The organism is Affinibrenneria salicis (assembly GCF_008710095.1).
In genome coordinates, this window is record NZ_VYKJ01000001.1 from 860,918 (window position 1) to 885,751 (window position 24,834).

Sequence of the window (24,834 nt, forward strand, 5' to 3'; positions counted from 1 at the left end):
CGCGGTGGCGTCGTTGAGATAAAAAATTATTATGTTAATTAAAATGTTAACCAAGGTTTTTGGCAGCCGTAACGATCGCACTCTGCGTCGTATGCGTAAAATCGTTGAGGTGATCAATCGTCTGGAACCGGAAATGGAGCCGTTGTCCGATGAGCAACTGAAGGCCAAAACCGGCGAATTCCGTGCCCGTCTGGCAAAGGGAGAAACGCTGGAGGCGCTGTTGCCTGAAGCCTTCGCCGTGGTGCGCGAATCCAGTAAGCGCGTATTCGGCATGCGTCACTTTGACGTACAGCTGATTGGCGGCATGGTGCTGAACGAACGCTGCATCGCGGAAATGCGTACCGGTGAAGGTAAAACCCTGACCGCGACGCTGCCTGCCTACCTGAACGCGCTGACCGGACGCGGCGTTCATGTGGTGACAGTCAACGACTATCTGGCGCAGCGCGATGCGGAAAACAACCGTCCGCTGTTTGAATTCCTCGGCCTGACGGTTGGGATCAACCTGCCGGGCATGCCTGCCGTCGCGAAGCGCGAAGCCTACGCCGCGGATATTACCTACGGCACCAATAATGAATACGGCTTCGACTACCTGCGCGATAACATGGCGTTTAGCCCGGAAGAGCGCGTACAGCGTAAGCTCTACTACGCGCTGGTGGATGAAGTCGACTCCATTCTGATCGATGAGGCCCGTACGCCGCTGATTATCTCTGGACCGGCGGAAGACAGCTCGGAAATGTATATCCGCGTCAACAAGATCATCCCTCATCTGATTCGTCAGGAAAAAGAGGATTCGGATACCTTCCAGGGCGAAGGCCATTTTTCCGTGGACGAGAAGTCGCGCCAGGTTAACCTGACCGAACGCGGTCTGGTGCTGGTGGAGGAGCTGCTGGTTAAAGAAGGCATTATGGCCGAGGGCGAGTCGCTCTATTCGCCGGCCAACATTATGCTGATGCACCACGTGACGGCGGCGCTGCGCGCGCATGTTCTGTTCGCGCGCGATGTGGATTACATCGTGAAAGACGGCGAAGTGATTATCGTCGATGAACATACCGGCCGCACCATGCAGGGCCGGCGCTGGTCCGACGGCCTGCATCAGGCGGTGGAAGCGAAAGAAGGGGTGCCAATCCAGAACGAAAACCAGACGCTGGCCTCCATTACCTTCCAGAACTACTTCCGTCTGTATGAAAAACTGGCCGGCATGACCGGTACGGCGGATACCGAAGCGTTTGAGTTCAGCTCGATCTATAAGCTGGACACCATCGTGGTGCCGACCAACCGTCCGATGATCCGTAAAGATTTACCTGACCTGGTCTACATGTCCGAACAGGAAAAAATCGATGCCATTATCGAAGATATCAGAGAGCGTTCCGCGAGCGGGCAGCCGATTCTGGTCGGGACCATCTCCATCGAGAAATCGGAAGTGGTGTCTGAAGCGCTGACCCGGGCCGGGATTAAACACAATGTGCTGAACGCGAAATTTCACGCCATGGAAGCCGATATCGTCGCGCAGGCCGGCCAGGCGGGTGCGGTGACCATCGCCACCAACATGGCCGGTCGCGGTACCGATATCGTGCTGGGGGGCAGTTGGCAGGCGGAAATCGCGCATCTGGAAAACCCGGATGAGGCGCAGATCGCCGCCATCAAAGAGGCCTGGCAGCAGCGTCATGACGCGGTTCTGGCGGCCGGCGGCCTGCATATCATCGGTACCGAGCGCCATGAATCGCGCCGTATCGATAACCAGCTGCGCGGCCGTTCCGGGCGTCAGGGCGATGCCGGTTCTTCACGTTTCTATCTGTCGATGGAAGATGCGCTGATGCGTATTTTTGCCTCCGATCGTGTGTCGAATATGATGCGTAAGCTGGGGATGAAACCAGGCGAAGCCATTGAGCACCCGTGGGTGACCCGGGCGATCGCCAACGCGCAGCGTAAGGTTGAAAGCCGTAACTTCGATATCCGTAAACAGCTGCTGGAATATGATGACGTAGCGAACGATCAGCGCCGCGCCATCTATACACAGCGTAATGAGCTGCTGGATGTTTCCGATATCAGCGAAACCATTAACAGCATCCGTCAGGACGTGTTCAAAACCGCTATTGATAGCTACATTCCGCCGCAGTCGCTGGAGGAAATGTGGGATATCGAAGGGTTGCAGCAGCGGCTGAAAAACGACTTCGATCTTGAATTGCCGATTGCCGAATGGCTGGATAAAGAGCCGGAACTGCATGAAGAAACGCTGCGTGAGCGCATTTTCGAGCAGGCGCTTGACGTTTATAAGCGCAAGGAAGAGGTGGTGGGCAGCGACGTTCTGCGTAATTTTGAAAAAGGCGTGATGCTGCAAACGCTGGATTCTTTGTGGAAAGAGCATTTGGCCGCCATGGACTATCTGCGTCAGGGCATCCATTTGCGCGGTTATGCGCAGAAGGATCCGAAGCAGGAATATAAGCGTGAGTCGTTCTCGATGTTCGCCGCCATGCTGGAGTCGCTGAAATATGAAGTGATCAGTACGCTGAGCAAAGTTCAGGTGCGCATGCCGGAAGAGATCGAAGCGCTCGAACAGCAACGCAGGGAAGAGGCGGAGCGTCTGGCGCGCCAGCAGCAGCTAAGCCATCAGGAAGAGAGCGGGCTGGATGACGGCGGCCCGGCGCAGGCCGAACGTAAAGTCGGGCGTAACGATCCCTGCCCGTGCGGTTCGGGCAAGAAATATAAACATTGTCACGGACGTCTGCAGAAGTAATGCGGATGGAAGATGCGGAGACGGCATTGAACCGCCTCCACGATTATCACAGGTTGGTCGCATGACGCAGAAACAATTATCCGTTGCGGTAGGCATCATTCGTAATTCTGAGCAGCGTTATTTCATCACCCGGCGCCCGCAGGGCGTGCATATGGGCGGGATGTGGGAATTTCCCGGCGGCAAGGTAGAGGAAGGCGAAACGCCGGAACAGGGTTTAATCCGCGAACTGCAGGAAGAAACCGGCATTACCGCGCTGCAGCCGCATTTTCTCGAGAGTAAACAGGTGGACGTTCCCGGCCGCCTTATCACGCTGCATTTCTTTCTGGTTGAACGGTGGCAGGGTGAACCCTGGGGTAGAGAAGGGCAGCCGATGCGCTGGCTGCCGGTTGATGAACTGCAGGAGGATGAATTCCCGCCGGCCAATGCGGATATTATCCGCAGGCTTAAATCTTCTCGCTAATCTGATTCGTTTTCTGGCAAAAAAGTAAGTCCTTTGCCAGAAAACGATGATTACCGATCTTCGCTCCATTCTTCTGAATCGGAAATCTCTTCCTTACTGGGAATGCGTTTCTCCTCATCGGCCCATTCGCCCAAATCGATCAACTGACAGCGTTTGCTGCAGAACGGGCGCCACGGGCTTTGTTCCCCCCAGACCACGGGTTTGTGGCAGGTCGGGCATTTAACGATGGTAGTTTCATTGTTCATTACGGGCTCCGGGCTTACAGACTAACAACAGGCTAAATCAAACGTCAGACGAGCAGGGATCTGCCCGTTTTCCGCATCCAGCGACAGGAAGCGAATCGCATAACGCGTTTTGTGCCCCGATATCTGCGGATACAGCTGCTGATCTGACGTGATGCGCAGGCGCAACAGGTCGGCATCGGCCGCGTTGTCCTGGAAAAAACCATTCAGGCTGGTTTGCGGATGAAAAGTGCCTGAATGGCGAATTAAATCTAACGACATATCCAGCGCCTGCTGCAGCGGCGTCAGGGTGCTCAGCCAGTCGGCCACTACCCCTTCCTTCACCGCCTTCGGCTGATGCAGCCAGATATGCAGCGTGGGCAGATCGAAACTGCAGCAGCCGCCGGGAATGCTCAGCCGCTGACGCACCATGGCGATCAGTCGGTCGTCGCGCAGCATCTGCCCCATGCGAGGCGCCGACATTAACGCCGCGGCGCGCTCTTTTAACTGCTGGCGCAGCATATGGATACGATCCCGGTCGACGCCGGGCACATCGGCCCACTGCAGCAGCTTCTGCTGCTGGCGTTCCAGCTCTTTCAGCAGTTCGGTGCGCACGTCGCCGCGGTCCAGCACGTCCAGCAAATCGGCTACCGCGCGGAAGAAGGTCAGCGCGTTGCCGATGTCGCTGAGCGAACGGTTGTGATGCAGCTGCTGCAATAAAAATTCAATCCGTAGCCAGGTACGGGTCTTCTCATTCAGAGGATGTTCGAATAATACGCTTGAGGTAACGTCACTCATGATGGTTAATCCTGTCAGGTTGCGGATGCTGCCAGTTGAAGATAGCGATGATGCAAAGCAGCAACGCGGGGTGCAATCTGTTGTGGCATACCATTGTTATCGATAATGTCGTCGGCGCAGGCCAGGCGCTGTTCGCGCGTCGCCTGCGAGGCCAGAATATTTTCCGCCTGCTGGCGGCTGATGCCGTCGCGCGCCAGCGTCCGGGTCAACTGGGTCTCCCGGCTGACGTCAACCAGCAGCACCCGATCGGCATGGCGCTGTAAATGGTTCTCCACCAGCAGGGGAACCACCCACAGGGCATACGGACTGTGCGCCGCCTCGAGCTGGCGCCGGGTTTCGGTATGAATCAGCGGATGCAACAGCGCATTCAGCCAGCGTTTATCGTCGTCGCAGCTAAAAATACGCTGACGCAACAGGGCGCGATGCAGCGAACCGTCCGGCAGCAGCATCGTCGGCCCGAATCTTTGCACGATGGCCTGCAGCGCGTCCTGGCCTGGCGCAACGACCTGGCGCGCGATGATATCGGCATCCACCACCGTAATGCCCTGTTGCGCGAATTCATCGGCGACGGTGCTTTTGCCGCTGCCGATGCCGCCGGTTAACGCTACGGTATATGTCATGATCGATTGCGAAACTATGCCGGTAAATTTAGTCGATTTTAACGTAAAGCCAGGAAAATTCGCAGTCTTGTCGCAGGATTATTCACGCGTATGATAACCCGGGCGTAAACATTATTCGTCACGCGGGACATTGCTGCGGCGATGGGCCGTTATTAGCCAGGAATAAAACCTTATGCGTATCGAAGAAGATTTAAAGTTAGGCTTTAAAGATGTTCTGATCCGTCCTAAACGCTCGACGCTTAAAAGTCGCGCCGAGGTTGAACTGGCGCGCCAGTTCAGATTTTTGCATGCCGGCTGTGACTGGGCCGGCGTACCGGTTATCGCCGCCAATATGGATACCGTCGGCACCTTTCTGATGGCGGAAGCGCTGGCGGAGTTTGACGTGCTGACGGCGGTGCACAAGCATTATTCCGAGCAGCAATGGCAGGGGTTTATTCAGCGCGTGTCGCCTTCCGTATTGCGCCACGTAATGGTGTCCTCCGGCACCTCCGATGCGGATTTCGTCAAACTGAAACGGATTCTGTCGTTCTCCGACCAGCTGAAATTTATCTGCATCGATGTCGCAAACGGCTACTCCGAACATTTCGTTACCTTCCTGCAGAAAGCGCGCGAAGCCTTTCCCGACAAAGTGATCTGCGCCGGCAACGTGGTGACCGGCGAGATGGTGGAAGAACTGATCCTGTCCGGCGCGGATATCGTTAAGGTGGGGATCGGCCCCGGCTCGGTGTGCACCACCAGAGTTAAAACCGGCGTCGGCTATCCGCAGCTGTCTGCGGTAATCGAATGCGCCGATGCGGCTCACGGTCTGGGCGGGCAGATTGTCAGCGACGGCGGCTGCGCCGTGCCGGGCGATGTGGCTAAGGCGTTTGGCGGCGGGGCTGATTTTGTCATGCTGGGCGGTATGCTGGCCGCGCACGATGAATGCGAAGGGGCGATCGTCGAGGAGCGGGGCGAAAAATTCATGCTGTTTTACGGCATGAGCTCCAAATCCGCGATGACGCGCCATGTCGGCGGCGTGGCGGAATATCGCGCCGCTGAAGGTAAAACGGTCAAACTGCCGTTGCGCGGGCCGGTGGCAAATACCGTGCGCGATATTATGGGCGGGCTGCGCTCCGCCTGTACCTATGTCGGGGCGTCGCGGCTGAAGGAGTTGACCAAACGCACCACCTTTATTCGCGTCTCCGAACAAGAAAACCGTATTTTCGGCAGTGACTGAACGGCTGCCCGGCCTTTGGGCCGGGTTAAGCGCCGGCCAGCACGTCGCTTAGCTGGAATATCGGCAGATACATCGCCACCACCAGCGTTCCCACGATCACCCCGACGATCAGCATCAGCAGCGGTTCCAGCGTCTGGCTCAGGGTTTCCGCCAGCTGCGCCGTATTCTGTTCGTGCCAGTGGGCCAGTTGATGAAAGATCTCGTCCAGCGTACCGGATTCCTCGCCCGTGCGAATGAGCTGCGGACAAGGGGCGGGGAACAGACGCGCATCGCTGAGCGTCTGGTGTAGCGCAACGCCCTGCTGCAGTCGGGCCTGCATTTCCAGCAGCAACTGCCGATAGAGCGGGTTGTGCAGGGTGGCGCACACTGCCTGTAACCCGGCCGGCAGCGTCAGCCCGGCGCTCTGCGTCATGGCCAGAATATGAAAGATCTGGCTTAAACAGTTACCGCGCACCAGATCGGCGAACAGCGGGCAGCGTAGCAGAGCCCGCTGTTCTCGGTGTCGCCAGGAGGGTCGCCGCTGGCGCAGCCGCCAGTAGGCGGCCAGCAGAACCAGCGGCAGCAAAACGCCCGCTCCGCCGACGCGCGTAAGCCCGTCGGCCAGCGAAAGCAACAGACGAGTCAACGCCGGCAGCGGCGTGTCGAACGAGGCGTAGAGCCGGGCGAACTGCGGTAAAACCAGCGTCAGCATCAGCAGGCTGACCAGCAGGGCGATCGTCATCACAAAGCAGGGATAGCGCAGCGACTTTTTCACCGTACGGTTGAGCTGGTGCTGTTTCTCCTGCTGCCGGGCCAGCTTCAGGCAGCATTCGTCCAGCCTGCCGGTCAGTTCGCCGGTGGCGATAAGGGCGCGGTACACGGCGGGAAACGCCCAGGGATAGTCCGCCAGCGCGTCGGAGAGCGATTTGCCGGCGCTGACCTGCCGACCCAGCGCCTGCAGCATTGCGCGCCAGACCGGCCGTTCATGCTGCTGCGCCAGCAGGGTCAGCCCCTCCAGCAGCGGCAGGCCGGCCTGCAACAGCGTCGCCAGTTGGCGGATAAACCCGCAGCGCTGCTGGTGATGCCGGTCTTTTGCGGTCAGATAGCCGCTGCGGGTAATGCGTAGCGGCTGGTATCCCGCCTGAATCAGGCGCAGAAATACCGCGCGACGCCGCGCGTCGATATATTCTCCCTGATGGAATTCGCCCTCGCTATCGATAGCCTGCCACCGGTATAGCTGCAATAACGCCATAAACCTGTTCCCTGAAATAGACGATTATTCATCCAGCGGCAGTTGACCGGTAACCCGATAGAGCTCGGCCAGCGAGGTTACGCCGCGGTTAACCAGCTCCAGACCGGCATGAAACAGCGACGTTCGCGGGATGACGCCGCCGCACGCCGCAGCGGTTAGATTTTCGGCCAGCGCCTGTTGCAGCGGCGGCGTCACCGGCATCAAATGATAAATCGCTGTGCGGCCATAGTAGCCGGAAAAGCAGTGCTGGCAGCCCTGCGCGCGCCAGCTGGTCAGCGGCCCGCGCCACAGTTCGGCTGGCAATAGCGGCGGCGTTTCATCGGGCTGCCGGCAGTGAGGACATAGCCGGCGCACCAGGCGCTGCGCTATCACCAGCTTTAACGCCGAGGCGAGCAGATAGCCGGGGATACCGAGATTCGCCAGCCGGGTCAGCGTTTCCGCTGCGGAGTTGGTGTGCAGCGTCGACAGCACCAGATGACCGGTCTGCGCCGCTTTTACCGCAATTTCGGCCGTTTCCGCATCGCGGATTTCGCCGATCATAATGACATCCGGATCCTGTCTTAACAGCGCGCGCAGTATACGGGCGAAGGTCAGATCGGCTTTTGGGTTGATCGCGGTCTGGTTGATGCCGTCGAGCGGAATTTCGATCGGATCCTCCACGCTGCATATGTTGCGCGTGATGTCATTGAGCCAGCGAATCGCGCTGTATAGCGTCACCGTTTTGCCGCTGCCTGTCGGGCCGGTGACCAGTATCATTCCCTGCGGCAGACTGAGTATCCGACGCAAATGGCGCAGCGCCGGTTCGGGCAGCCCGAGATTTTCCAGCCGCAGTTCCTGCTGGCGGGTTTGCAGGATGCGCAATACGATTTTCTCGCCGAAATGAACCGGCAGGGTGGCGATGCGCAGGGAGTAAGGCTGGCGATCCAGCGTCAGGCTGAACTGACCATCCTGCGGCAGCCTGCGCTCGGCGATATTCAGTCCGGCCATGATCTTGAGCCGCGCGTTGATTTGCAACGCCAGTTCGGCCGGCGGCGCGCTGACGGTTTGCAATACGCCGTCGATGCGCAGACGAATACGGTAATCCGGCCGCACGGGTTCAAAATGAATATCCGAAGCGCGACGCTGAATCGCCAGACGCAGCGTTTGGTTGATAAGCTGCACCACTGGCGCATCCGCGCGTTCGTCGCCGTCAATGGCGTCGGCGGCTTCTGTATCTGCGTCAGACGCCGCATGGCTGCCGGCGCTTTCCGGCTGATTGATCCGTTGTTCAAAACGCGCCGCGGGCCACTGTTCCACCAGCACCCGTCGGTTGCTGGCGAAGCGCAGTGCGGTCAGCATTTCCGCCCCGGCCGCGCCGCTGACGGCCACCGTCAGGGTCTGGTCATCCAGCGCCAGAGGTAAAGCATGGTAACGACGGCAAAGCGTCTGCAGTTCCGCGCTCATTGAGGTCAGCGGCATGGCGTTTACCCCGCGCTGTCGTCGAAACGAAAAACATCCTGGCAGGCCGCCTGGAGATTCTCCGACCCGGCGGCGACGGCGCAGCGGCGCGTCCAGCGCAGGCCGTCGCTGTCCGACTCGCGTTTCGGCGTGAGCGCCACGCTCAGCCCCTGCAGCGTACTCTGGCCGCTGAGCGTAATCACGCCTTTATCCACGACGATCTTGCTGATATAGCGCGAACTTTTACCGTCCGGAATGCCCTGACTGCCGGCGCTGCAGCCAGCGATGTCGCCGCTTTCCAGCGCGCAGAGATCCACCGCTGTTTTATAGGGCACCATGGCCTGCAGCATATCGGTCAGCGCCGCCTTGCGCAGGTATCCTTGCCAGGCGGGCAGGCCAATGGAACTGAGTATGGCGATGATGGCGATCACCACCATCAGTTCGGCTAAGGTAAATCCCTGTTGTTTGCTCATCTTCCTTTCTTCCGTGGCTGTGAGTGGCAGCAGGGTAAATCGCCGGCGGGAAGGAGGCGAGTGCGGCGCAACGAAAACGCAGGCGGGCATGCGCGAAATCGTGTCGTTTTTCAGGCAAACCGGTTTTTTTGCTGAGTGCCGCGCAATATTTTGCTACGGCGCGAAGGCGGATGCGGATGCGGAAACGGCGATCCGGCGGCCAGCCGGATCGCTCTGCGCTCAGCGGAAGCGCATGGAAAGATCGAGCGCCTGCACGTGTTTGGTCAGCGCGCCGACCGAAATATAATCCACGCCGGTTTCCGCGTAGTTGCGCAGGGTTTCCAGCGTGACGTTGCCGGAAACTTCCAGCTGTGCGCGGCCCTGGGTTTGCGCCACCGCCTGGAGGATTTGTTCGAGGCTGAAATTGTCGAGCATGATGATGTCGGCGCCGGCGTCCAGCGCCTGCCGCAGCTCATCGAGTGATTCCACTTCTACTTCAACCGGGACATCGTCGCGCAGCCAGAAGGCCTTTTCGACCGCCTGTTTGATCGATCCGGAGGCAATAATGTGATTTTCTTTGATCAAGAACGCATCGGACAGCCCCAGCCGGTGGTTGCCGCCGCCGCCGCACAGTACGGCGTATTTCAGCGCGGCGCGCAAACCGGGCAGCGTTTTGCGCGTATCCAGCAACTGCGTGTGCGTGCCGTCCAGTAAGGCCACGTAGCGGCTGACCTCGGTCGCTACGCCGGACAGCGTCTGGACGAAATTCAGGGCGGTGCGTTCGCCGGTGAGCAGCAACTGCGCCGGGCCGTCCAGTTCGCATAAACACTGGTTGACGCTAATGGCGTCGCCGTCCTTAACATGCCAGCTGACGTTTACCTTGCCGCCCAGTTGAATAAAAACTTCATCCAGCCAGCGTTTACCGCAGAAAATTCCGGCTTCGCGGGTAATGATGCTGGCGTGCGCGGAGCTGTCCGGCGACAGCAGCTGCGCGGTAATGTCCTGGCTGGCGTCCACCGAACCGCCCAGATCTTCGCTCAGCGCGCGGGCAACGATAAAGGGAATGTCATTTTCGATCCGTTCCAGCAGTTCGGCACGGCGGCTATCGGGATTATAGCGACGGATTGTCATTACACAGGCTCCGGAAAGGGATATCGCCAGATATGCTACCCTGTTTGATTAGCGGCCGCCAGCGGCGGAGCCACAGTGTAAAGGGGGAGTAATAGAGCGAATTCAGGCTGTTGACGACGCGTGGCGGCCGGTTCGTGGCGTCGGGAACCGGCCGCGCGACGGTATCAGAAGTTGTAGCCGACCACCAGGTAATAGCCCCAGCCGGTGGATTTTACTTCAAACGGTCCGTTGCCGAAGTTCAGTTCGCTGCCGTCCGCCCATTGCCCGCCGTTATGGAAATACCGGGCTACCACGCCGTAGTGCCAGTGATCGTAGCCCAGCGACAGAATGTGGCTGGATGCGATGGCGTTGCTGGTGCGCGTGCGCCCGCCTTTTTCGCGTAAATCCGAATCGAAGTCGAAGTTGGTGAAGCCGATGTAGCTCAGGTTGCCGCCCCACAGGGAGGCCAGCGGATAGAAGTATTTGATTTTAATGCGGTAGCCGTCCCAGCTGTCTTCATTGCCGGCGCCGTAGTTTTGCCATTGATATTTGGCATAGGCATTAACGGACAGGTTCAGCGCGGTGCCGGTGTCGATATCCGTACCCAGCCCCATATACCAGGTGCTCTGGCGCGAAGCGCTGTTGCGTCCCATATCGAAGATATAGTTATTCGCCACATACCACTCTTTAAACGGCCCAAAACTTAAATCCGCGCCGGTCAGTTTATCGATGGAAAAACGCGGTTCGATTTCCATAAACAGCGGCGAGCCTTTATCCCATATTCCGCGGTCGGGCGTATTGCCGGCGCCAAAGGTTTTAGGAATATCGATATAGCCGTAAAAATCGAGCCAGTCTTTGCGCGCGAATGCTTCGTACTCAAGGTAAACGTCGTTATTTAACTGGGGTCCGAAGCGAGTGTGATAGCTGCCGACCACGTTGACACTTTGGTGCCACCAGTCGGACAGGTATTGCGGCTCACTGGCTTCGGCCTGCGCGGAGAGGGCCAGAAACGTGCCGGCGATCAGAGTGGTTTTTTTCATAAATTTTTATCCATGGGCTAATGTCTGTCCGGGAGATATGCCCTTCATCTTTCAGCGCTGTCGCCATGCCGCGCGCTGAGATCCGTCGGGGTGAAAAATAAAGCAATGTACGGCGCAGATGACGGGGAAAACGGATGTCGGCGCGTCGTTTGCCTGGACAACAGGGGCATGTCAGAGATCGCATGCAGTTTGTCATGTCCGGCCGCGTACATGAGTGATTCTATTCACGTAATTAATGTATGTTTTATTTTTTTTACTTATTTTTTGTGATCTTTATCACACAAGTGAATTAATTATCGTTGTGATGCAACTTTGGTAACAAAAGTCGTTTTTTGCGCGCAGGCGCGGAATAATCTGAGGACGGCGGCTGAAATGGATTAATTGCCTGCGGAAGAAACATGCTACCCTGTGATGATAAAACGCATATGTGAGACGCGAGGTGATTGATGCTGCTGGAAAATGGCTGGTTATCTGAGGTTAAGCGCGTTCCTTCCCCCCATTGTGACGAACGACCGGCCGGCGAGACGCCCTCCCTGCTGGTGATTCATAATATCAGTCTGCCGCCTGGCGAATTTGGCGGTCCCTGGATCGACCGGTTATTTACCGCGACGCTGGATCCCGCCGCGCACCCCTATTTCGCCGACATTAGTCACTTGCGCGTATCCGCCCACTGTCTCATCCGTCGCGACGGCGAGATTATTCAGTATGTTCCGTTTACCCATCGGGCCTGGCATGCCGGCGTTTCCTGTTTTAACGGCCGCGAACGCTGCAATGATTTTTCCATCGGCATCGAGCTGGAAGGGACGGATACGCTACCGTTTACCGATGAACAATATCGGCAACTGACGGCCGTCACCGAATTGCTGATGCGCGTTTATCCCATTACGCCGGCATCGATTACCGGTCACAGTGATATCGCGCCGGGACGTAAAACCGACCCCGGACCGGCATTTGACTGGGGGCGTTATCGCCGTCAGCTGCAGGGTCGCCAGGCGGCGCTAATAAGGGAGTCATAACCGATGACGCTGTTTACGCTATTGCTGGTGCTGGCATGGGAACGCTTGTTTAAGCAGGGGGAACACTGGCAGTTGGATCATTACGCCGGGCGAATATTCCGTCGCGCGCCGCGAGCGTCGCTGTCGCTAACGCTGGCGCTGACCGCGGGCTGGATGGTGGCGCTGGCTTTGCTGCTGTGGCTGGTCTCTGGTTTGCTGTTTGGCCTGCCGCGTCTGCTGCTGTGGATCCTGATTTGTCTGCTGTGCATCGGCGCCGGCGAGATCCGTCGGCATTACCGGCGTTATCTGCAGGCCGCCCAGCGCGGCGAAGCCGACGCCAGCCACGAACTGGCGGCGGAGCTGGCGTTGATTCATGGCCTGCCGGCCGGCTGCGGGGAGAAAGAACGGCTGGCTGAATTGCAGAATGCGCTGCTGTGGATTAATTTCCGCTTCTACCTGGCGCCGATATTCTGGTTGGTGGTGGCCGGTCCTTACGGTCCGGTGGCGCTGGCCGGCTACGCTTTTCTGCGCGCCTGGCAAACGTGGCTGGCTCGCAATAGTCAGCCGCTGACGCGCGCCAGTTCCGGCGTGGATAGCCTGCTGCACTGGCTGGACTGGATACCGGTCCGGCTGGCGGGCGCGGCCTATGCGCTGCTGGGGCACGGCGAGAAAGCGCTGCCGGCATGGTTTGCCTCGCTGGGCGATTTGCGCAGCTCACAGTATTTTGTTCTGACGCAACTGGCGCAGTTTTCGCTGGCGCGGGAAGCGCATCTGGATCCGGTTCAGACGCCGCGCGCCGCCGTGACGCTGGCGAAAAAAGTGACGCTGGTGATTGTGGTGGTGGTGGCGCTGCTGACGATTTACGGCACGCTGGTATAAGCGCGGAGAACGCTGGCGAGCGGTGTACTCGCCAGCGGGGGAGCGGTTTAGTGTTGCTCTGCGTTGATCTTGCTCTGGTTTCTCTGGCGGATGAGATAGCCGATACCCAGCACCAGCAGCCACGCCGGAATCATCAATACCGAAATCCGGATGCCCGGCGTCAGGTACATGATGACCAGAATGCCGGCCAGGAAGAGCAGACAGATATAGTTGCCCAGCGGATAAATTAACGCTTTGAATTTCGTGGTAACCCCTTCGCGATCTTTCTGGCGGCGGAATTTCAGGTGCGCCAGACTAATCATCGCCCAGTTGACCACCAGCGCGGAAACCACCAGCGACATCAACAGCTCAATCGCCTTACCCGGCAGCAGATAGTTGATCAGGACGCACAGCGCGGTAGCCAGCGCGGAGATGCCGATCGCCACGACCGGCACGCCGCGTCCGTCGACTTTGAGCAGCGCCTGCGGGCCGTTGCCCTGTTTCGCAAGGCCGTACAGCATACGGCTGTTGCAGTAGACGCAACTGTTGTAAACCGACAGCGCAGCCGTCAGAACCACTACGTTCAGGACGGTGGCGACCACGTTGCTGTTCAGATCGTGGAAGATCATCACGAACGGGCTGCCGCCTTCGACCACTTTACCCCAGGGGTACAGCGACAGCAGGATAGCCAGCGAGCCAATGTAAAAGAGCAGAATACGGTAGATCACCTGATTGGTGGCGCGCGGAATGCTTTTTTCCGGATCGTCCGCTTCCGCTGCGGTAATGCCCACCAGCTCCAGCCCGCCGAAAGAAAACATAATTACCGCCAGCGCCATCACCAGCCCCATAATGCCATTGGGGAAAAAGCCGCCCTGGGCCCACAGATTGGTCACGCTGGCCTCAGGGCCGGCGGAGTTGCTGATCAACAGCCAGCAGCCAAAGACAATCATACCGATAATGGCGGCGACCTTAATAATGGCGAACCAGAACTCCAGCTCGCCATACACTTTCACGTTGGCCAGGTTGATGGCGTTAATTACGAGGAAGAAAACGGCGGCGGAAACCCACGTAGGAATGCCCGGCCACCAGTACTGAACGTAGATGCCGACGGCGGTCAGTTCGGCCATTGCCACCAGCACGTACAGCACCCAGTAGTTCCAGCCGGAGGCGAAACCCGCGAAGTTGCCCCAGTATTTATAGGCGAAGTGACTGAAAGAGCCGGCAACCGGTTCCTCCACAATCATTTCCCCTAACTGGCGCATGATCAGGAATGCGATAATCCCGCCGATTGCATAGCCCAGCAGGACGGAAGGCCCGGCCATTCTGATTGTCTGGGCAATACCGAGGAACAGCCCGGTTCCTACCGCGCCCCCCAGTGCAATAAGCTGAATATGGCGGTTTTTCAGGCCACGCTTGAGCGTACCGGCTTGTTTTTGACCATCCATTAAATAACCCTCTGCCATTGTGAACAAAGACCGGCGCCGGCGCGTCTGACGCGGCGTTCGGACTTTTTTACTTTACGGTTAGTGTAATTTTATTTTTACGGCTGCCGATAAACGAATTTTTCTGCTTATCTACCGTTGCTGAGAGAATAGTGGTAAGCGCAGCGGAATGCACTTGATTTATGACAGGTTCGGACAAGAAATCGCGCGGGCGCAATGAAGCGGTTATCAAAAATCGTCCGGTTTTTCGTCATTGTTTGCCGGTAACGTTTCGGTTATTTTTATGCGCCCGTAACGGCGAAAAAATAGCCAGGAAGGGTGGGTAAATAAGCATAAAAATTGAATTTTTATTCATTTTTATCGCAGGTTAAACGCTTCAGCATGGCTAATTTTAGTTTAAGAAAAGTTAATAACGGCCGTCGCCGCAATCGACTGCCGGGGGCGACGGAGGGCCGCCCGTGCGGGTATTTTTTGTGCAATTGTTAAATTATGATGGGGTTAGAATTTAGCGCAACGCCCGTATGGACAGAAGGTGAATACTTTGTTACTTTAGCGTCACGTTTTTGCAATTGGTATTACCAATTAACTCCGCGCTATTCGCAGAGAAGACTTCATAATGGCATACAGCAAAATCCGTCAACCCAAACTGTCAGATGTGATTGAGCAGCAGCTGGAGTTTTTGATCCTCGAAGGAACATTGCGACCGGGTGAAAAACTGCCGCCGGAACGCGAACTGGCCAGACGATTCGATGTATCCCGACCTTCTCTGAGAGAAGCCATTCAACGCCTGGAAGCCAAAGGTTTGCTTTTGCGCCGCCAGGGGGGTGGCACATTCGTCCAAAGTAATCTGTGGCAAAGCGTCAGCGATCCGCTGGCTCAATTGCTCAGTAACCATCCCGAGTCACAATTCGATTTACTGGAAACGCGTCATGCGCTTGAAGGAATTGCCGCCTATTATGCGGCACTGCGCGGAACAGACGATGATTTACAGCGTATCCGGGAGTGTCACGAACAAATCCAGCAGGCGCACGATGCCGGCGATTTGGACGCTGAATCCGAAGCCGTCATGCAGTATCAGGTTGCTGTAACAGAAGCCACGCATAATGTGGTGTTGCTGCACCTGTTGCGCTGTATGGGGCCGATGCTGGAACAAAACGTGCGGCAGAATTTTGAATTGCTCTACCTGAGCCGGGAAATGCTGGCGAAGGTGAGCAGCCATCGCGCCGGAATCTTTGCAGCGATTGTTGCCCGGGAGCCGGAGAAGGCTCGCGAAGCATCACACCGCCATCTGGCGTTTATTGAGGAGCTATTGCTGGATCTTAACCGGGAACATAGCCGGCGGGAAAGATCGTTACGTCGACTCCAGCAACGCAAGGATTAGGCGCCCGATTTTGGGTACTGAATGCGGCAATTAAACCATGGGCCTGTCTTCGTGTGCTTTGGCTTTCCGGGCAGAGTACAGGGCGACAGGCACCAGTAAATTAACTTATTAGAGAAGATAAGGAATACCACCATGTCAGATCGTTTAAATAATGACGTGGATCCGATCGAAACCCGCGACTGGCTGCAGGCGATCGAATCGGTCATCCGTGAAGAGGGTGTTGAACGCGCTCAGTACCTGATAGACGAGGTGCTGGGCCAGGCCCGTAAGGGAGGCGTAAACGTTGCTGCGGGTAATGCTGTCCGTCAGTACATCAACACCCTCCCCGTGGAGGACGAGCCAGAATATCCGGGCAACCTGGAGCTTGAAAGCCGTATTCGCAGCGCGATTCGCTGGAATGCGATCATGACCGTGCTGCACGCCTCGAAAAAAGATCTGGAACTGGGTGGCCACATGGCATCTTTTCAGTCTTCCGCCACTATCTACGAAGTGTGTTTTAACCACTTCTTTCGCGCGCACAACGCGCAGGACGGCGGCGATCTGGTTTACTTCCAGGGCCATATTTCCCCGGGGATCTACGCGCGCGCCTTCCTTGAAGGCCGTCTGAGCGAAGAACAACTGAATAATTTCCGTCAGGAAGTACACGGCAAGGGGCTGCCTTCTTATCCGCACCCTAAATTGCTGCCTGAATTCTGGCAGTTCCCGACCGTATCCATGGGGCTGGGGCCGATTGGCGCGATTTATCAGGCTAAATTCCTGAAATATCTGGAACACCGCGGCCTGAAAGATACATCTAAGCAAACCGTGTACGCTTTCCTGGGCGACGGCGAAATGGATGAGCCGGAATCCAAAGGCGCGATTACCATCGCCACGCGTGAAAAACTGGATAACCTGGTATTCATTATCAACTGTAACCTGCAGCGTCTGGATGGTCCGGTAACCGGCAACGGTAAGATCATCAATGAGCTGGAAGGCATCTTCGCCGGCGCGGGCTGGGAAGTGCTTAAGGTTATCTGGGGCAGCCGCTGGGATGAATTGCTGCGTAAAGACACCAGCGGTAAGCTGATCCAGTTGATGGGCGAAACCGTGGACGGCGACTACCAGACCTTCAAGTCGAAAAACGGCGCCTATGTGCGTGAACACTTCTTCGGCAAATATCCGGAAACCGCCGCTCTGGTGAAAGACTGGAGCGACGACCAGATTTGGTCCCTGAATCGCGGCGGCCATGATCCGAAGAAAATCTATGCTGCGCTGAAAAAAGCGCAGGAAACCAAAGGCAAACCGATCGTTATTCTGGCGCATACCATCAAAGGGTATGGTATGGGCGATGCCGCCGAAGGCAAGAACATCGCGCACCAGGTTAAGAAAATCAACATGGACGGCGTGCGTTACTTCCGCGATCGTTTCAATGTGCCGGTCGCCGATGAAGATATCGAAAAACTGCCTTATGTGACTTTCAAAGAAGATTCCGCAGAGTACAAATACCTGCACGAACGTCGTCAGGCGCTGGAAGGCTACCTGCCGACCCGTAAGACGAAGTTCACTGAAAAGCTGGAACTGCCGACGCTGGAAGACTTCAGTTCGCTGCTGGAAGAGCAGAACAAAGAGATCTCCACCACTATCGCTTTCGTGCGCGCCCTGAACGTCATGCTGAAGAACAAGTCGATCAAAGATCGTCTGGTTCCGATCATCGCCGATGAAGCGCGTACCTTTGGTATGGAAGGTCTGTTCCGCCAGATCGGTATCTACAGCCCGAACGGCCAGCAGTACACCCCGCAGGACCGTGAGCAGGTGGCGTACTATAAAGAAGATCTGAAGGGCCAGATCCTGCAGGAAGGGATTAACGAACTGGGCGCCGGCTCATCCTGGCTGGCGGCGGCAACGTCTTACAGCACCAACGACCTGCCGATGATCCCGTTCTACATCTACTATTCGATGTTCGGCTTCCAGCGTATCGGCGATCTGTGCTGGGCGGCAGGCGACCAGCAGGCGCGCGGCTTCCTGATCGGCGGCACCTCCGGCCGCACCACGCTGAACGGCGAAGGCCTGCAGCACGAAGACGGTCACAGCCACATTCAGTCGCTGACCATCCCGAACTGCATCTCTTACGATCCGGCTTACGCCTATGAAGTGGCGGTCATCATGCATGATGGTCTGGTGCGTATGTACGGCGAAGCGCAGGAAAACGTCTACTACTACATCACCACGCTGAACGAAAACTACCACATGCCCGCCATGCCGCAGGGTGCGGAAGAGGGTATCCGTAAGGGTATCTACAAGCTGGAAAGCCTGGAAGGCAGCAAAGGCAACGTTCAGCTGCTGGGCTCCGGCTCTATTCTGCGTCACGTGCGTGAAGCGGCGGAAATCCTGGCGAAGGATTACAACGTCGGTTCCGACGTTTACAGCGTTACCTCGTTTACCGAACTGGCGCGCGATGGCCAGGATTGCGAACGCTGGAACATGCTGCATCCGACCGAAACCCCGCGCGTGCCTTACGTTGCGCAGGTGCTGAGCGAGGCGCCGGCAGTGGCGTCGACCGACTACATGAAGCTGTTCGCCGAACAGATCCGCAGCTTTATTCCGGCCAGCGACTACCGCGTACTGGGCACCGACGGCTTCGGTCGTTCCGACAGTCGCGAAAATCTGCGTCACCACTTCGAAGTGGATGCATCTTACGTGGTGGTTGCCGCGCTGGGCGAACTGGCTAAACGTGGCGAAATCGATAAGAGCGTAGTGGCCGAAGCGATTACTAAATTCAGTATCGATGCCGATAAAGTTAACCCGCGTCTGGCATAAGAGGTAAAGATTACATGGCTATCGAAATCAACGTACCGGACATCGGTGCAGATGAAGTTGAAGTCACCGAAGTGCTGGTGAAGGTGGGCGATAAAGTTGAAGCGGAACAATCGCTGATTACCGTCGAGGGCGATAAGGCTTCAATGGAAGTCCCGTCGCCTCAGGCCGGCGTGGTGAAAGAAATCAAGATTGCCGTTGGCGATAAGGTCGAAACCGGCAAGCTGATTATGCTGTTTGAGGCCGCTGACGGCGCCGCGCCGGCCGCGGAAGAGAAAAAAGAACAGGCGAAACCGGCCGCCGCAGCCAGCGCCAGCCAGGACGTCGCCGTGCCGGATATCGGCGGCGACGAAGTGGAAGTCACCGAAGTGCTGGTCAAGGTTGGCGATAAAGTGACCGCCGAGCAGTCGCTGATCACCGTTGAAGGCGACAAGGCTTCGATGGAAGTGCCTGCGCCGTTCGCCGGTACGGTCAAAGAAATCAAAATCGCCGTGGGCGACAAAGTGAAAACCGGCTCGCCGATCATGGTGTTTGAGGTCGAAGGCGCCGCCGCGCCTGCGGCCGCGCAAGCCGAAGCGCCCGCCGCGCCGTCGGCCAGCGCCGCTTCCGCCGCCAAAGACGTTAATGTGCCGGATATCGGCGGCGACGAAGTGGAAGTCACCGAAGTGCTGGTCAAGGTTGGCGATAAGGTGACCGCCGAACAGTCGTTGATCACCGTTGAGGGCGACAAAGCTTCGATGGAAGTGCCGGCGCCGTTCGCCGGTACGGTCAAAGAGATCAAAATCGCCGTGGGCGACAAGGTGAAAACCGGCTCGCCGATCATGGTGTTCGAAGTAGAAGGCGCGGCGCCGGCAGCGGCGCCCGCAGCGAAAGCTGAAGCTGCGCCGGCGCCGGCTAAGCCGGAAACGCAGAGCGCGGCGCCGAAGGCTGCGGATAAAGGCGAATTCGCCGAAAACGCCGCCTACGTGCACGCCACGCCGCTGATCCGCCGTCTGGCGCGCGAATTCGGCGTCAACCTGGCGAAAGTGAAGGGCACCGGTCGTAAAGGCCGCATTCTGCGCGAAGACGTTCAGGCCTACGTGAAAGACGCGGTGAAACGCGCCGAGTCCGCGCCGGCCGCCGGCGCGGCGGGCGGTACGCTGCCGGGTCTGCTGCCGTGGCCGAAAGTGGACTTCAGCAAGTTCGGTGAAGTTGAAGAAGTCGAGCTGGGCCGCATTCAGAAGATCTCCGGCGCCAACCTGCACCGTAACTGGGTGATGATCCCGCACGTGACGCAGCATGATGAAGCCGACATCACCGACGTCGAGGCTTTCCGTAAGCAGCAGAATGTGGAAGCCGAGAAGAAGAAGATGGACGTGAAGATCACGCCCGTGGTGTTCATTATGAAAGCGGTGGCTAAAGCGCTGGAAGAGTTCCCGCGCTTCAACAGCTCGCTGTCTGAAGACGGCCAGCGCCTGACGCTGAAGAAATACATTAACATCGGCGTGGCGGTCGATACGCCGAACGGTTTGGTTGTGCCGGTGTTCCGCGATGTGAATAAGAAAGGCATTGTCGAGCTGTCCCGCGAGCTGATGGAAATCTCCAAAAAAGCGCGCGGCGGTAAGCTGACGTCTTCCGATATGCAGGGCGGATGTTTCACCATCTCCAGCCTGGGCGGTCTTGGCACCACGGCGTTTACGCCGATCGTCAACGCGCCGGAAGTGGCGATTCTGGGCGTTTCCAAATCGTCCATTAAGCCGATCTGGAACGGGAAAGAGTTCGCGCCTCGCCTGATGCTGCCGCTGTCACTGTCTTTCGACCACCGTGTAATCGATGGTGCCGACGGTGCGCGTTTCATCAGCTTCATCAACGGCGTGATGGCCGATATCCGTCGTCTGGTGATGTAACCGTAAAGGCTGGTCAGGCGACCAGCCTTTTTGTTTAACGTCGGCGTTGTCGGGTCGTTAATCCGCACAGCGCCGCAGAGGCACTCTTCGCCCGGGCGTGCTTTGCAGATTATTAACAGTTCTGTAAACTGCTGAAGGTGGGAGCGTCCCGGTGGACGATGGGCGTACTGAATTAATTCGCCATATACTCACTTTATTTCGGGTTGCCGGAAGGCGGCGAGCGATCGCGGCCAACGTACCGCAACTGGAAAACGACGAGTATAAAACGACGTCTGACCGCCGGACAAACAAAACAAGAGGTCATGATGAGTACTGAAATTAAAGCTCAGGTGGTGGTTCTGGGGGCAGGCCCCGCCGGCTATTCCGCGGCGTTCCGCTGTGCGGACCTGGGGCTGGACACCGTCCTGATTGAACGCTACGCCACGCTGGGCGGCGTCTGTCTGAATGTTGGCTGTATCCCTTCCAAAGCGTTGTTGCACGTCGCTAAAGTCATCGAAGAAGCTAAGGCGCTGGCGCAGCACGGTATCGTTTTCGGCGAACCTAAAACCGACATCGACAAAATCCGCAGCTGGAAAGAGAAAGTTATCGCTCAGCTGACCGGCGGCCTGTCGGGTATGGCGAAAGGTCGTAAGGTTAAAGTGGTTAACGGCGTGGGCAAATTCACCGGCGCCAACACCCTGGTGGTAGAAGGCGAAGGCGGTACGACTACCGTTAACTTTGACAATGCCATCATCGCCGCCGGTTCTCGTCCTATTCAATTGCCGTTTATTCCGCATGAAGACCCGCGCGTATGGGATTCCACCGATGCGCTGGAGCTGAAAACCGTGCCGGAACGTCTGCTGGTGATGGGCGGCGGGATCATCGGTCTGGAAATGGGCACGGTCTATCATGCGCTGGGTTCTCAGATTGAAGTGGTCGAAATGTTCGATCAGGTTATCCCGGCGGCCGATAAGGACGTGGTGAAAACCTTTACTAAACGCATCAGCAAACAGTTCAAGCTGATGCTGGAAACCAAAGTGACCGCCGTTGAGGCGAAAGATGACGGTATCTACGTCACGATGGAAGGTAAAAACGCGCCGGCCGACGCGCAGCGCTATGATGCCGTACTGGTCGCCATCGGCCGCGTACCGAACGGTAAATTGATCGATGCCGGTCATGCCGGAGTGGAAGTGGACGATCGCGGCTTTATTCGCGTGGATAAACAGATGCGCACCAACGTGCCGCACATCTACGCTATCGGCGATATCGTCGGCCAGCCGATGCTGGCGCACAAAGGCGTACACGAAGGGCACGTGGCCGCGGAAGTGATTTCCGGTAAAAAGCACTACTTCGATCCGAAAGTGATCCCATCCATCGCCTATACCGAGCCGGAAGTGGCATGGGTCGGCGTAACGGAAAAAGAAGCGAAAGAGAAGGGGATCAGCTACGAAACGGCGACCTTCCCATGGGCGGCTTCCGGCCGCGCGATCGCATCCGACTGCTCGGATGGCATGACCAAGCTGATTTTCGATAAGGAAACGCATCGCGTTATCGGCGGGGCCATTGTCGGCGCCAACGGCGGCGAGCTGCTGGGCGAAATCGGTCTGGCGATTGAGATGGGCTGCGATGCGGAAGATATTGCGCTGACCATCCATGCGCACCCGACGCTGCATGAATCCATCGGCCTGGCGGCCGAGGTGTACGAAGGCAGCATTACCGATTTGCCTAACCCGAAAGCGAAAAAGAAATAAGCGTTATTCGCCTTCGGCAAAAAGCTCCTGTTACGGGAGCTTTTTTTTTGGGGGGCGCGGGTAAAAACACGGACGGCGCGGGCGCGATTTTTATAGCTGGCGCTGACAGACTGTTTTGCGCGCCTTGCGCGTCCTGAATATGCCTGATTAATGTACCATTCGGCCGTTTTCCGGCCCGCTGGTCTGCAGCATGACAATCAGATTTGACAGCGGATTAGACAAAAAGAACTGATGGCAGCCTGAAACGCCCATGATGTGCGACATGGCGACCGCCAGGTTGGCCAACGCCGTTTCGGGCGGCAGCTGTTTGTCCGCCAGCATGTTGAGTATCTCTTGTACGGTGTCGCTACTGGCCGCGGCGACAATATTCTGCGGCTGCGCCGGCGTAGTCTTGTCGCATTGATTCATAATCTGGACTCCTGTTTGACGAAACGATAATCAATATTGGATATATATTGTCCGGAACGTTGTTTTCAAGTGGCGGTGCGGCGGATTTTTTGCGATTTTCGAACGGATGGTAATATGCTGGTTTTGATGCATCGTCGAAGCGCCGCGGCGCAGAATAATGAAAGACGTATTTTGGGGATGTCTGTGTAAGGCGTGTCTGATGCTGATGAGGGCTGTTTTGTTATGCTGCGTACTCCATTAAAACCGGGGCTTATGGTGATAAGCATGCTGCTCTTTATGCTTGCCCCGGCGGTAGCGATGTCCCCGTTTGCTGATAAGAACATCGAAATTAAAGCGGAAAATGCCATGTTTCGCGGCGTTGACGAGCTTGAGCCTGACGGCAAACTTATTTTAACCGTTGAAACTGTCCGTACGGATCGGGAGGTGACGTCAGCGATTAAACGTTCGCCTTCGCTTTTGTCCGGATATGCGGATCCGGTGGTTGTTACTGGTTATGTGGTTACCCCGGCTGATGAACGACTGCGACACCACAAAGTAAGAATTCGTTTGCCAGAACAAGAGTGGGCGCGGATTGCGGCGAAAGCGCAAGATATTATCGGTATTGGGATCATTGATACCGATAATGGCCCCGGGCTGCTTTGTCTGGAAAATCTCAGCTCGCTGGATGAAAAAGGCGAGCAGGCATGGTTGCACGGTACTGCGTGTCGTAAGCGCTGGGATAAGTGATAATCGCTATTTGCTCATCATTGTCCGTTATTCCCTCTCCTTAACCGCCTTCAAAACCGATCCTTAACCTGGCCTGGCGTGACGCCGTAGACGCGACGCAGAGCGGTGGCGAAGTTAGCCGGGCTATTATAGCCCGCCAGGCTGGCCGCCTGGGCGATGCCAATCCCTTCTTTTTGCATAGCCAGCATGGCCCGCTGCAGCCGGCAGTTGCGCAGGTATTCGAACACCGTCATGTTGAACGTCTGACGAAAGTGACGCTGCAGAGTACTTTCACTCATGCTGACGTTGCTGGCGATTTCCGCAATGGTGAGCTGATCGGCCGCGCCGCTTTCCAGCATATCTCTGACCTGCTGCACGCGATGATGGTTGCGCAATGTGACGCCGGGCACCTCCTTATTCTGTTGCGCCTGGCTGGTGAGCGAACTAAAGGCTTCAATGATCAACATCATGCACTGGCTCTCCAGATACAGTCGCTGGAGCGGCGTGCTGCACGCTTCCGTATTCAGTATCTGCCAGGCGATGCCCAGCGCCTGACGCGAAGGCGTCCATAAATGCGTGGCGAGGTGGGTCTGAGTGAAATCATAAATTGCCTGCCAGTCGTCGACGCTGTCCAGCAAATTACCGTACAGCCAGTCGCGGCTAAAGGTGAGCGATACGGTGCGTTCGTATTCGTCTCGTTTGCCGTTGCGGCTAAACAGCGTCGGTTCGGTCAGCGACATCAATGAGGCCGGCTGCGCCTTGCCCAGATGCAACAACCGATCTCCATAGGTAATATGCGCGATGCCGTTAACCACAATGGCCAGCTTGATGGCGCCATTGAGCAAGCCCTGCGTTTTCATATTGTGCAGATTGACCACATCCGCCGTGTGTAAAATCAAGTCGCGATTCAGCTGAATGACATTAAAGCTGCCGAACAGCAGCGGCATATCATCAATCAGCCCAACGCCCTGGCAACGGTAGTTATTGGAAACCAGACTGGACTGCTGGACGATGTGATTCTTATAGATTGATTTAGACGACGGAACATGATTTCGCATGATTTCCCCTTCAATTGTCTGGTTTTTCCGCGTCATTTTGCTGCTTTTGCAAAACAATTTGCTGTTTGCGCAAACCCGGTATCAGACAACAAATGTAACAATGGCTACGCCAAATTGGTAATGCAAATACTTATCAGTAGCATTTTTCGTTGGTGGCCCGCAGCGCGTCGTGGCGATTCTCCTGCCGTACAGTATGTCTGCAGGAAGGTATACACGCTTTATCCATTCCGGGCGAGAGCGTTTCCGCCGGTAACAGAGC

General features: G+C 56.9%; 21 protein-coding genes. 10 read left to right on the forward strand and 11 right to left on the reverse strand.

The features are described 5' to 3' along the window. Positions 1-31: 31 nt before the first annotated feature. Both secA and mutT read left to right on the forward strand, forming a co-directional pair. Positions 32-2,734, forward strand: coding sequence for a preprotein translocase subunit SecA (gene secA, locus FJU30_RS03850; protein ID WP_150433564.1), 2,703 nt, complete (start codon positions 32-34; stop codon positions 2,732-2,734). Between the two features lie 61 nt (positions 2,735-2,795). After that, positions 2,796-3,194, forward strand: a complete 399-nt coding sequence (mutT, locus tag FJU30_RS03855) for an 8-oxo-dGTP diphosphatase MutT (protein WP_150433563.1) — start codon at positions 2,796-2,798, stop codon at positions 3,192-3,194. Between the two features lie 50 nt (positions 3,195-3,244). Here mutT and yacG read toward each other — a convergent pair whose 3' ends face one another. The 3 genes from yacG to coaE are packed head-to-tail and all read right to left on the reverse strand — an operon-like array spanning position 3,245 to position 4,833. Beyond that, positions 3,245-3,439 carry a DNA gyrase inhibitor YacG gene (gene yacG / locus FJU30_RS03860; RefSeq protein ID WP_150433562.1) on the reverse strand — a complete coding sequence of 65 codons (195 nt, stop codon included), beginning with the start codon at positions 3,437-3,439 and terminating at the stop codon, positions 3,245-3,247. 21 nt (positions 3,440-3,460) lie between these two features. Next, positions 3,461-4,213 (reverse strand): cell division protein ZapD, encoded by a 753-nt coding sequence (gene zapD, locus FJU30_RS03865; protein WP_150433561.1) that lies wholly within the window; start codon positions 4,211-4,213, stop codon positions 3,461-3,463. A gap of 14 nt (positions 4,214-4,227) precedes the next feature. After that, complete coding sequence (gene coaE, locus FJU30_RS03870) at positions 4,228-4,833, reverse strand: dephospho-CoA kinase (RefSeq protein ID WP_150433560.1); 606 nt, start codon at positions 4,831-4,833, stop codon at positions 4,228-4,230. Between the two features lie 172 nt (positions 4,834-5,005). Between coaE and FJU30_RS03875 the strand changes: the two genes are divergently transcribed. After that, on the forward strand, positions 5,006-6,049 hold the full coding sequence (locus FJU30_RS03875; protein WP_150433559.1) for a GMP reductase: 1,044 nt from the start codon (positions 5,006-5,008) through the stop codon (positions 6,047-6,049). A 25-nt stretch (positions 6,050-6,074) separates the two neighbouring features. Here the strand turns inward: FJU30_RS03875 and hofC are convergent, their stop codons facing one another. From hofC to FJU30_RS03900, 5 genes are all read right to left on the reverse strand, one after another. Then, positions 6,075-7,280, reverse strand: coding sequence for a protein transport protein HofC (gene hofC, locus FJU30_RS03880; protein ID WP_150433558.1), 1,206 nt, complete (start codon positions 7,278-7,280; stop codon positions 6,075-6,077). Between the two features lie 24 nt (positions 7,281-7,304). After that, the gene (gene gspE / locus FJU30_RS03885; protein ID WP_150433557.1) at positions 7,305-8,738 is read right to left on the reverse strand and encodes a type II secretion system protein GspE; all 1,434 of its coding nucleotides are present in this window, start codon (positions 8,736-8,738) and stop codon (positions 7,305-7,307) included. Between the two features lie 5 nt (positions 8,739-8,743). Then, positions 8,744-9,190: a prepilin peptidase-dependent pilin gene (gene ppdD, locus FJU30_RS03890; RefSeq protein WP_150433556.1), complete on the reverse strand. Its 447-nt coding sequence runs from the start codon at positions 9,188-9,190 to the stop codon at positions 8,744-8,746. A gap of 219 nt (positions 9,191-9,409) precedes the next feature. Further along, positions 9,410-10,300, reverse strand: a complete 891-nt coding sequence (nadC, locus tag FJU30_RS03895) for a carboxylating nicotinate-nucleotide diphosphorylase (protein ID WP_150433555.1) — start codon at positions 10,298-10,300, stop codon at positions 9,410-9,412. A gap of 164 nt (positions 10,301-10,464) precedes the next feature. Next, complete coding sequence (locus FJU30_RS03900; RefSeq protein WP_150433554.1) at positions 10,465-11,319, reverse strand: nucleoside-specific channel-forming protein Tsx; 855 nt, start codon at positions 11,317-11,319, stop codon at positions 10,465-10,467. A gap of 446 nt (positions 11,320-11,765) precedes the next feature. Between FJU30_RS03900 and ampD the strand changes: the two genes are divergently transcribed. Further along, the gene (gene ampD, locus FJU30_RS03905; RefSeq protein ID WP_150433553.1) at positions 11,766-12,335 is read left to right on the forward strand and encodes a 1,6-anhydro-N-acetylmuramyl-L-alanine amidase AmpD; all 570 of its coding nucleotides are present in this window, start codon (positions 11,766-11,768) and stop codon (positions 12,333-12,335) included. 3 nt (positions 12,336-12,338) lie between these two features. Beyond that, entirely contained in the window at positions 12,339-13,193 is an 855-nt protein-coding gene (gene ampE / locus FJU30_RS03910; RefSeq protein WP_150433552.1) for a beta-lactamase regulator AmpE, read from the forward strand. Positions 13,194-13,240: 47 nt separating this feature from the next. On the opposite strand, the gene FJU30_RS03915 is transcribed toward ampE, so the two are convergent. After that, positions 13,241-14,617, reverse strand: coding sequence for an amino acid permease (locus FJU30_RS03915; protein WP_150433551.1), 1,377 nt, complete (start codon positions 14,615-14,617; stop codon positions 13,241-13,243). Between the two features lie 613 nt (positions 14,618-15,230). Here FJU30_RS03915 and pdhR point away from each other — a divergent pair. The 4 genes from pdhR (at position 15,231) to lpdA (ending at position 22,404) form a co-directional block, all read left to right on the forward strand. Continuing rightward, on the forward strand, positions 15,231-15,995 hold the full coding sequence (gene pdhR / locus FJU30_RS03920) for a pyruvate dehydrogenase complex transcriptional repressor PdhR (protein ID WP_150433550.1): 765 nt from the start codon (positions 15,231-15,233) through the stop codon (positions 15,993-15,995). 132 nt (positions 15,996-16,127) lie between these two features. Beyond that, entirely contained in the window at positions 16,128-18,791 is a 2,664-nt protein-coding gene (gene aceE / locus FJU30_RS03925; protein ID WP_150433549.1) for a pyruvate dehydrogenase (acetyl-transferring), homodimeric type, read from the forward strand. Positions 18,792-18,805: 14 nt separating this feature from the next. Then, the gene (gene aceF / locus FJU30_RS03930; protein ID WP_150433548.1) at positions 18,806-20,674 is read left to right on the forward strand and encodes a pyruvate dehydrogenase complex dihydrolipoyllysine-residue acetyltransferase; all 1,869 of its coding nucleotides are present in this window, start codon (positions 18,806-18,808) and stop codon (positions 20,672-20,674) included. 305 nt (positions 20,675-20,979) lie between these two features. Next, positions 20,980-22,404, forward strand: a complete 1,425-nt coding sequence (lpdA, locus tag FJU30_RS03935; protein ID WP_150433838.1) for a dihydrolipoyl dehydrogenase — start codon at positions 20,980-20,982, stop codon at positions 22,402-22,404. Between the two features lie 147 nt (positions 22,405-22,551). On the opposite strand, the gene FJU30_RS03940 is transcribed toward lpdA, so the two are convergent. Further along, a complete protein-coding gene (locus FJU30_RS03940) occupies positions 22,552-22,812 on the reverse strand; it encodes a hypothetical protein (protein ID WP_150433547.1) in 261 nt (86 codons plus the stop codon). Between the two features lie 222 nt (positions 22,813-23,034). Here FJU30_RS03940 and FJU30_RS03945 point away from each other — a divergent pair, with 222 nt between their 5' ends. Continuing rightward, complete coding sequence (locus FJU30_RS03945) at positions 23,035-23,538, forward strand: hypothetical protein (RefSeq protein WP_150433546.1); 504 nt, start codon at positions 23,035-23,037, stop codon at positions 23,536-23,538. A gap of 50 nt (positions 23,539-23,588) precedes the next feature. Here FJU30_RS03945 and FJU30_RS03950 read toward each other — a convergent pair whose 3' ends face one another. After that, positions 23,589-24,575 (reverse strand): helix-turn-helix transcriptional regulator, encoded by a 987-nt coding sequence (locus FJU30_RS03950; RefSeq protein WP_150433545.1) that lies wholly within the window; start codon positions 24,573-24,575, stop codon positions 23,589-23,591. Positions 24,576-24,834: the final 259 nt, after the last annotated feature.

Excerpts from the sequence above, each read along its gene's own strand:
- secA (WP_150433564.1), top strand. The coding sequence starts at position 32 with ATGTTAATTAAAATGTTAACCAAGGTTTTTGGCAGCCGTAACGATCGC.
- mutT (WP_150433563.1), top strand. The coding sequence starts at position 2,796 with ATGACGCAGAAACAATTATCCGTTGCGGTAGGCATCATTCGTAATTCT.
- yacG (WP_150433562.1), bottom strand. The coding sequence starts at position 3,439 with ATGAACAATGAAACTACCATCGTTAAATGCCCGACCTGCCACAAACCC.
- zapD (WP_150433561.1), bottom strand. The coding sequence starts at position 4,213 with ATGAGTGACGTTACCTCAAGCGTATTATTCGAACATCCTCTGAATGAG.
- coaE (WP_150433560.1), bottom strand. The coding sequence starts at position 4,833 with ATGACATATACCGTAGCGTTAACCGGCGGCATCGGCAGCGGCAAAAGC.
- FJU30_RS03875 (WP_150433559.1), top strand. The coding sequence starts at position 5,006 with ATGCGTATCGAAGAAGATTTAAAGTTAGGCTTTAAAGATGTTCTGATC.
- hofC (WP_150433558.1), bottom strand. The coding sequence starts at position 7,280 with ATGGCGTTATTGCAGCTATACCGGTGGCAGGCTATCGATAGCGAGGGC.
- gspE (WP_150433557.1), bottom strand. The coding sequence starts at position 8,738 with ATGCCGCTGACCTCAATGAGCGCGGAACTGCAGACGCTTTGCCGTCGT.
- ppdD (WP_150433556.1), bottom strand. The coding sequence starts at position 9,190 with ATGAGCAAACAACAGGGATTTACCTTAGCCGAACTGATGGTGGTGATC.
- nadC (WP_150433555.1), bottom strand. The coding sequence starts at position 10,300 with ATGACAATCCGTCGCTATAATCCCGATAGCCGCCGTGCCGAACTGCTG.
- FJU30_RS03900 (WP_150433554.1), bottom strand. The coding sequence starts at position 11,319 with ATGAAAAAAACCACTCTGATCGCCGGCACGTTTCTGGCCCTCTCCGCG.
- ampD (WP_150433553.1), top strand. The coding sequence starts at position 11,766 with ATGCTGCTGGAAAATGGCTGGTTATCTGAGGTTAAGCGCGTTCCTTCC.
- ampE (WP_150433552.1), top strand. The coding sequence starts at position 12,339 with ATGACGCTGTTTACGCTATTGCTGGTGCTGGCATGGGAACGCTTGTTT.
- FJU30_RS03915 (WP_150433551.1), bottom strand. The coding sequence starts at position 14,617 with ATGGATGGTCAAAAACAAGCCGGTACGCTCAAGCGTGGCCTGAAAAAC.
- pdhR (WP_150433550.1), top strand. The coding sequence starts at position 15,231 with ATGGCATACAGCAAAATCCGTCAACCCAAACTGTCAGATGTGATTGAG.
- aceE (WP_150433549.1), top strand. The coding sequence starts at position 16,128 with ATGTCAGATCGTTTAAATAATGACGTGGATCCGATCGAAACCCGCGAC.
- aceF (WP_150433548.1), top strand. The coding sequence starts at position 18,806 with ATGGCTATCGAAATCAACGTACCGGACATCGGTGCAGATGAAGTTGAA.
- lpdA (WP_150433838.1), top strand. The coding sequence starts at position 20,980 with ATGAGTACTGAAATTAAAGCTCAGGTGGTGGTTCTGGGGGCAGGCCCC.
- FJU30_RS03940 (WP_150433547.1), bottom strand. The coding sequence starts at position 22,812 with ATGAATCAATGCGACAAGACTACGCCGGCGCAGCCGCAGAATATTGTC.
- FJU30_RS03945 (WP_150433546.1), top strand. The coding sequence starts at position 23,035 with ATGCTGCGTACTCCATTAAAACCGGGGCTTATGGTGATAAGCATGCTG.
- FJU30_RS03950 (WP_150433545.1), bottom strand. The coding sequence starts at position 24,575 with ATGCGAAATCATGTTCCGTCGTCTAAATCAATCTATAAGAATCACATC.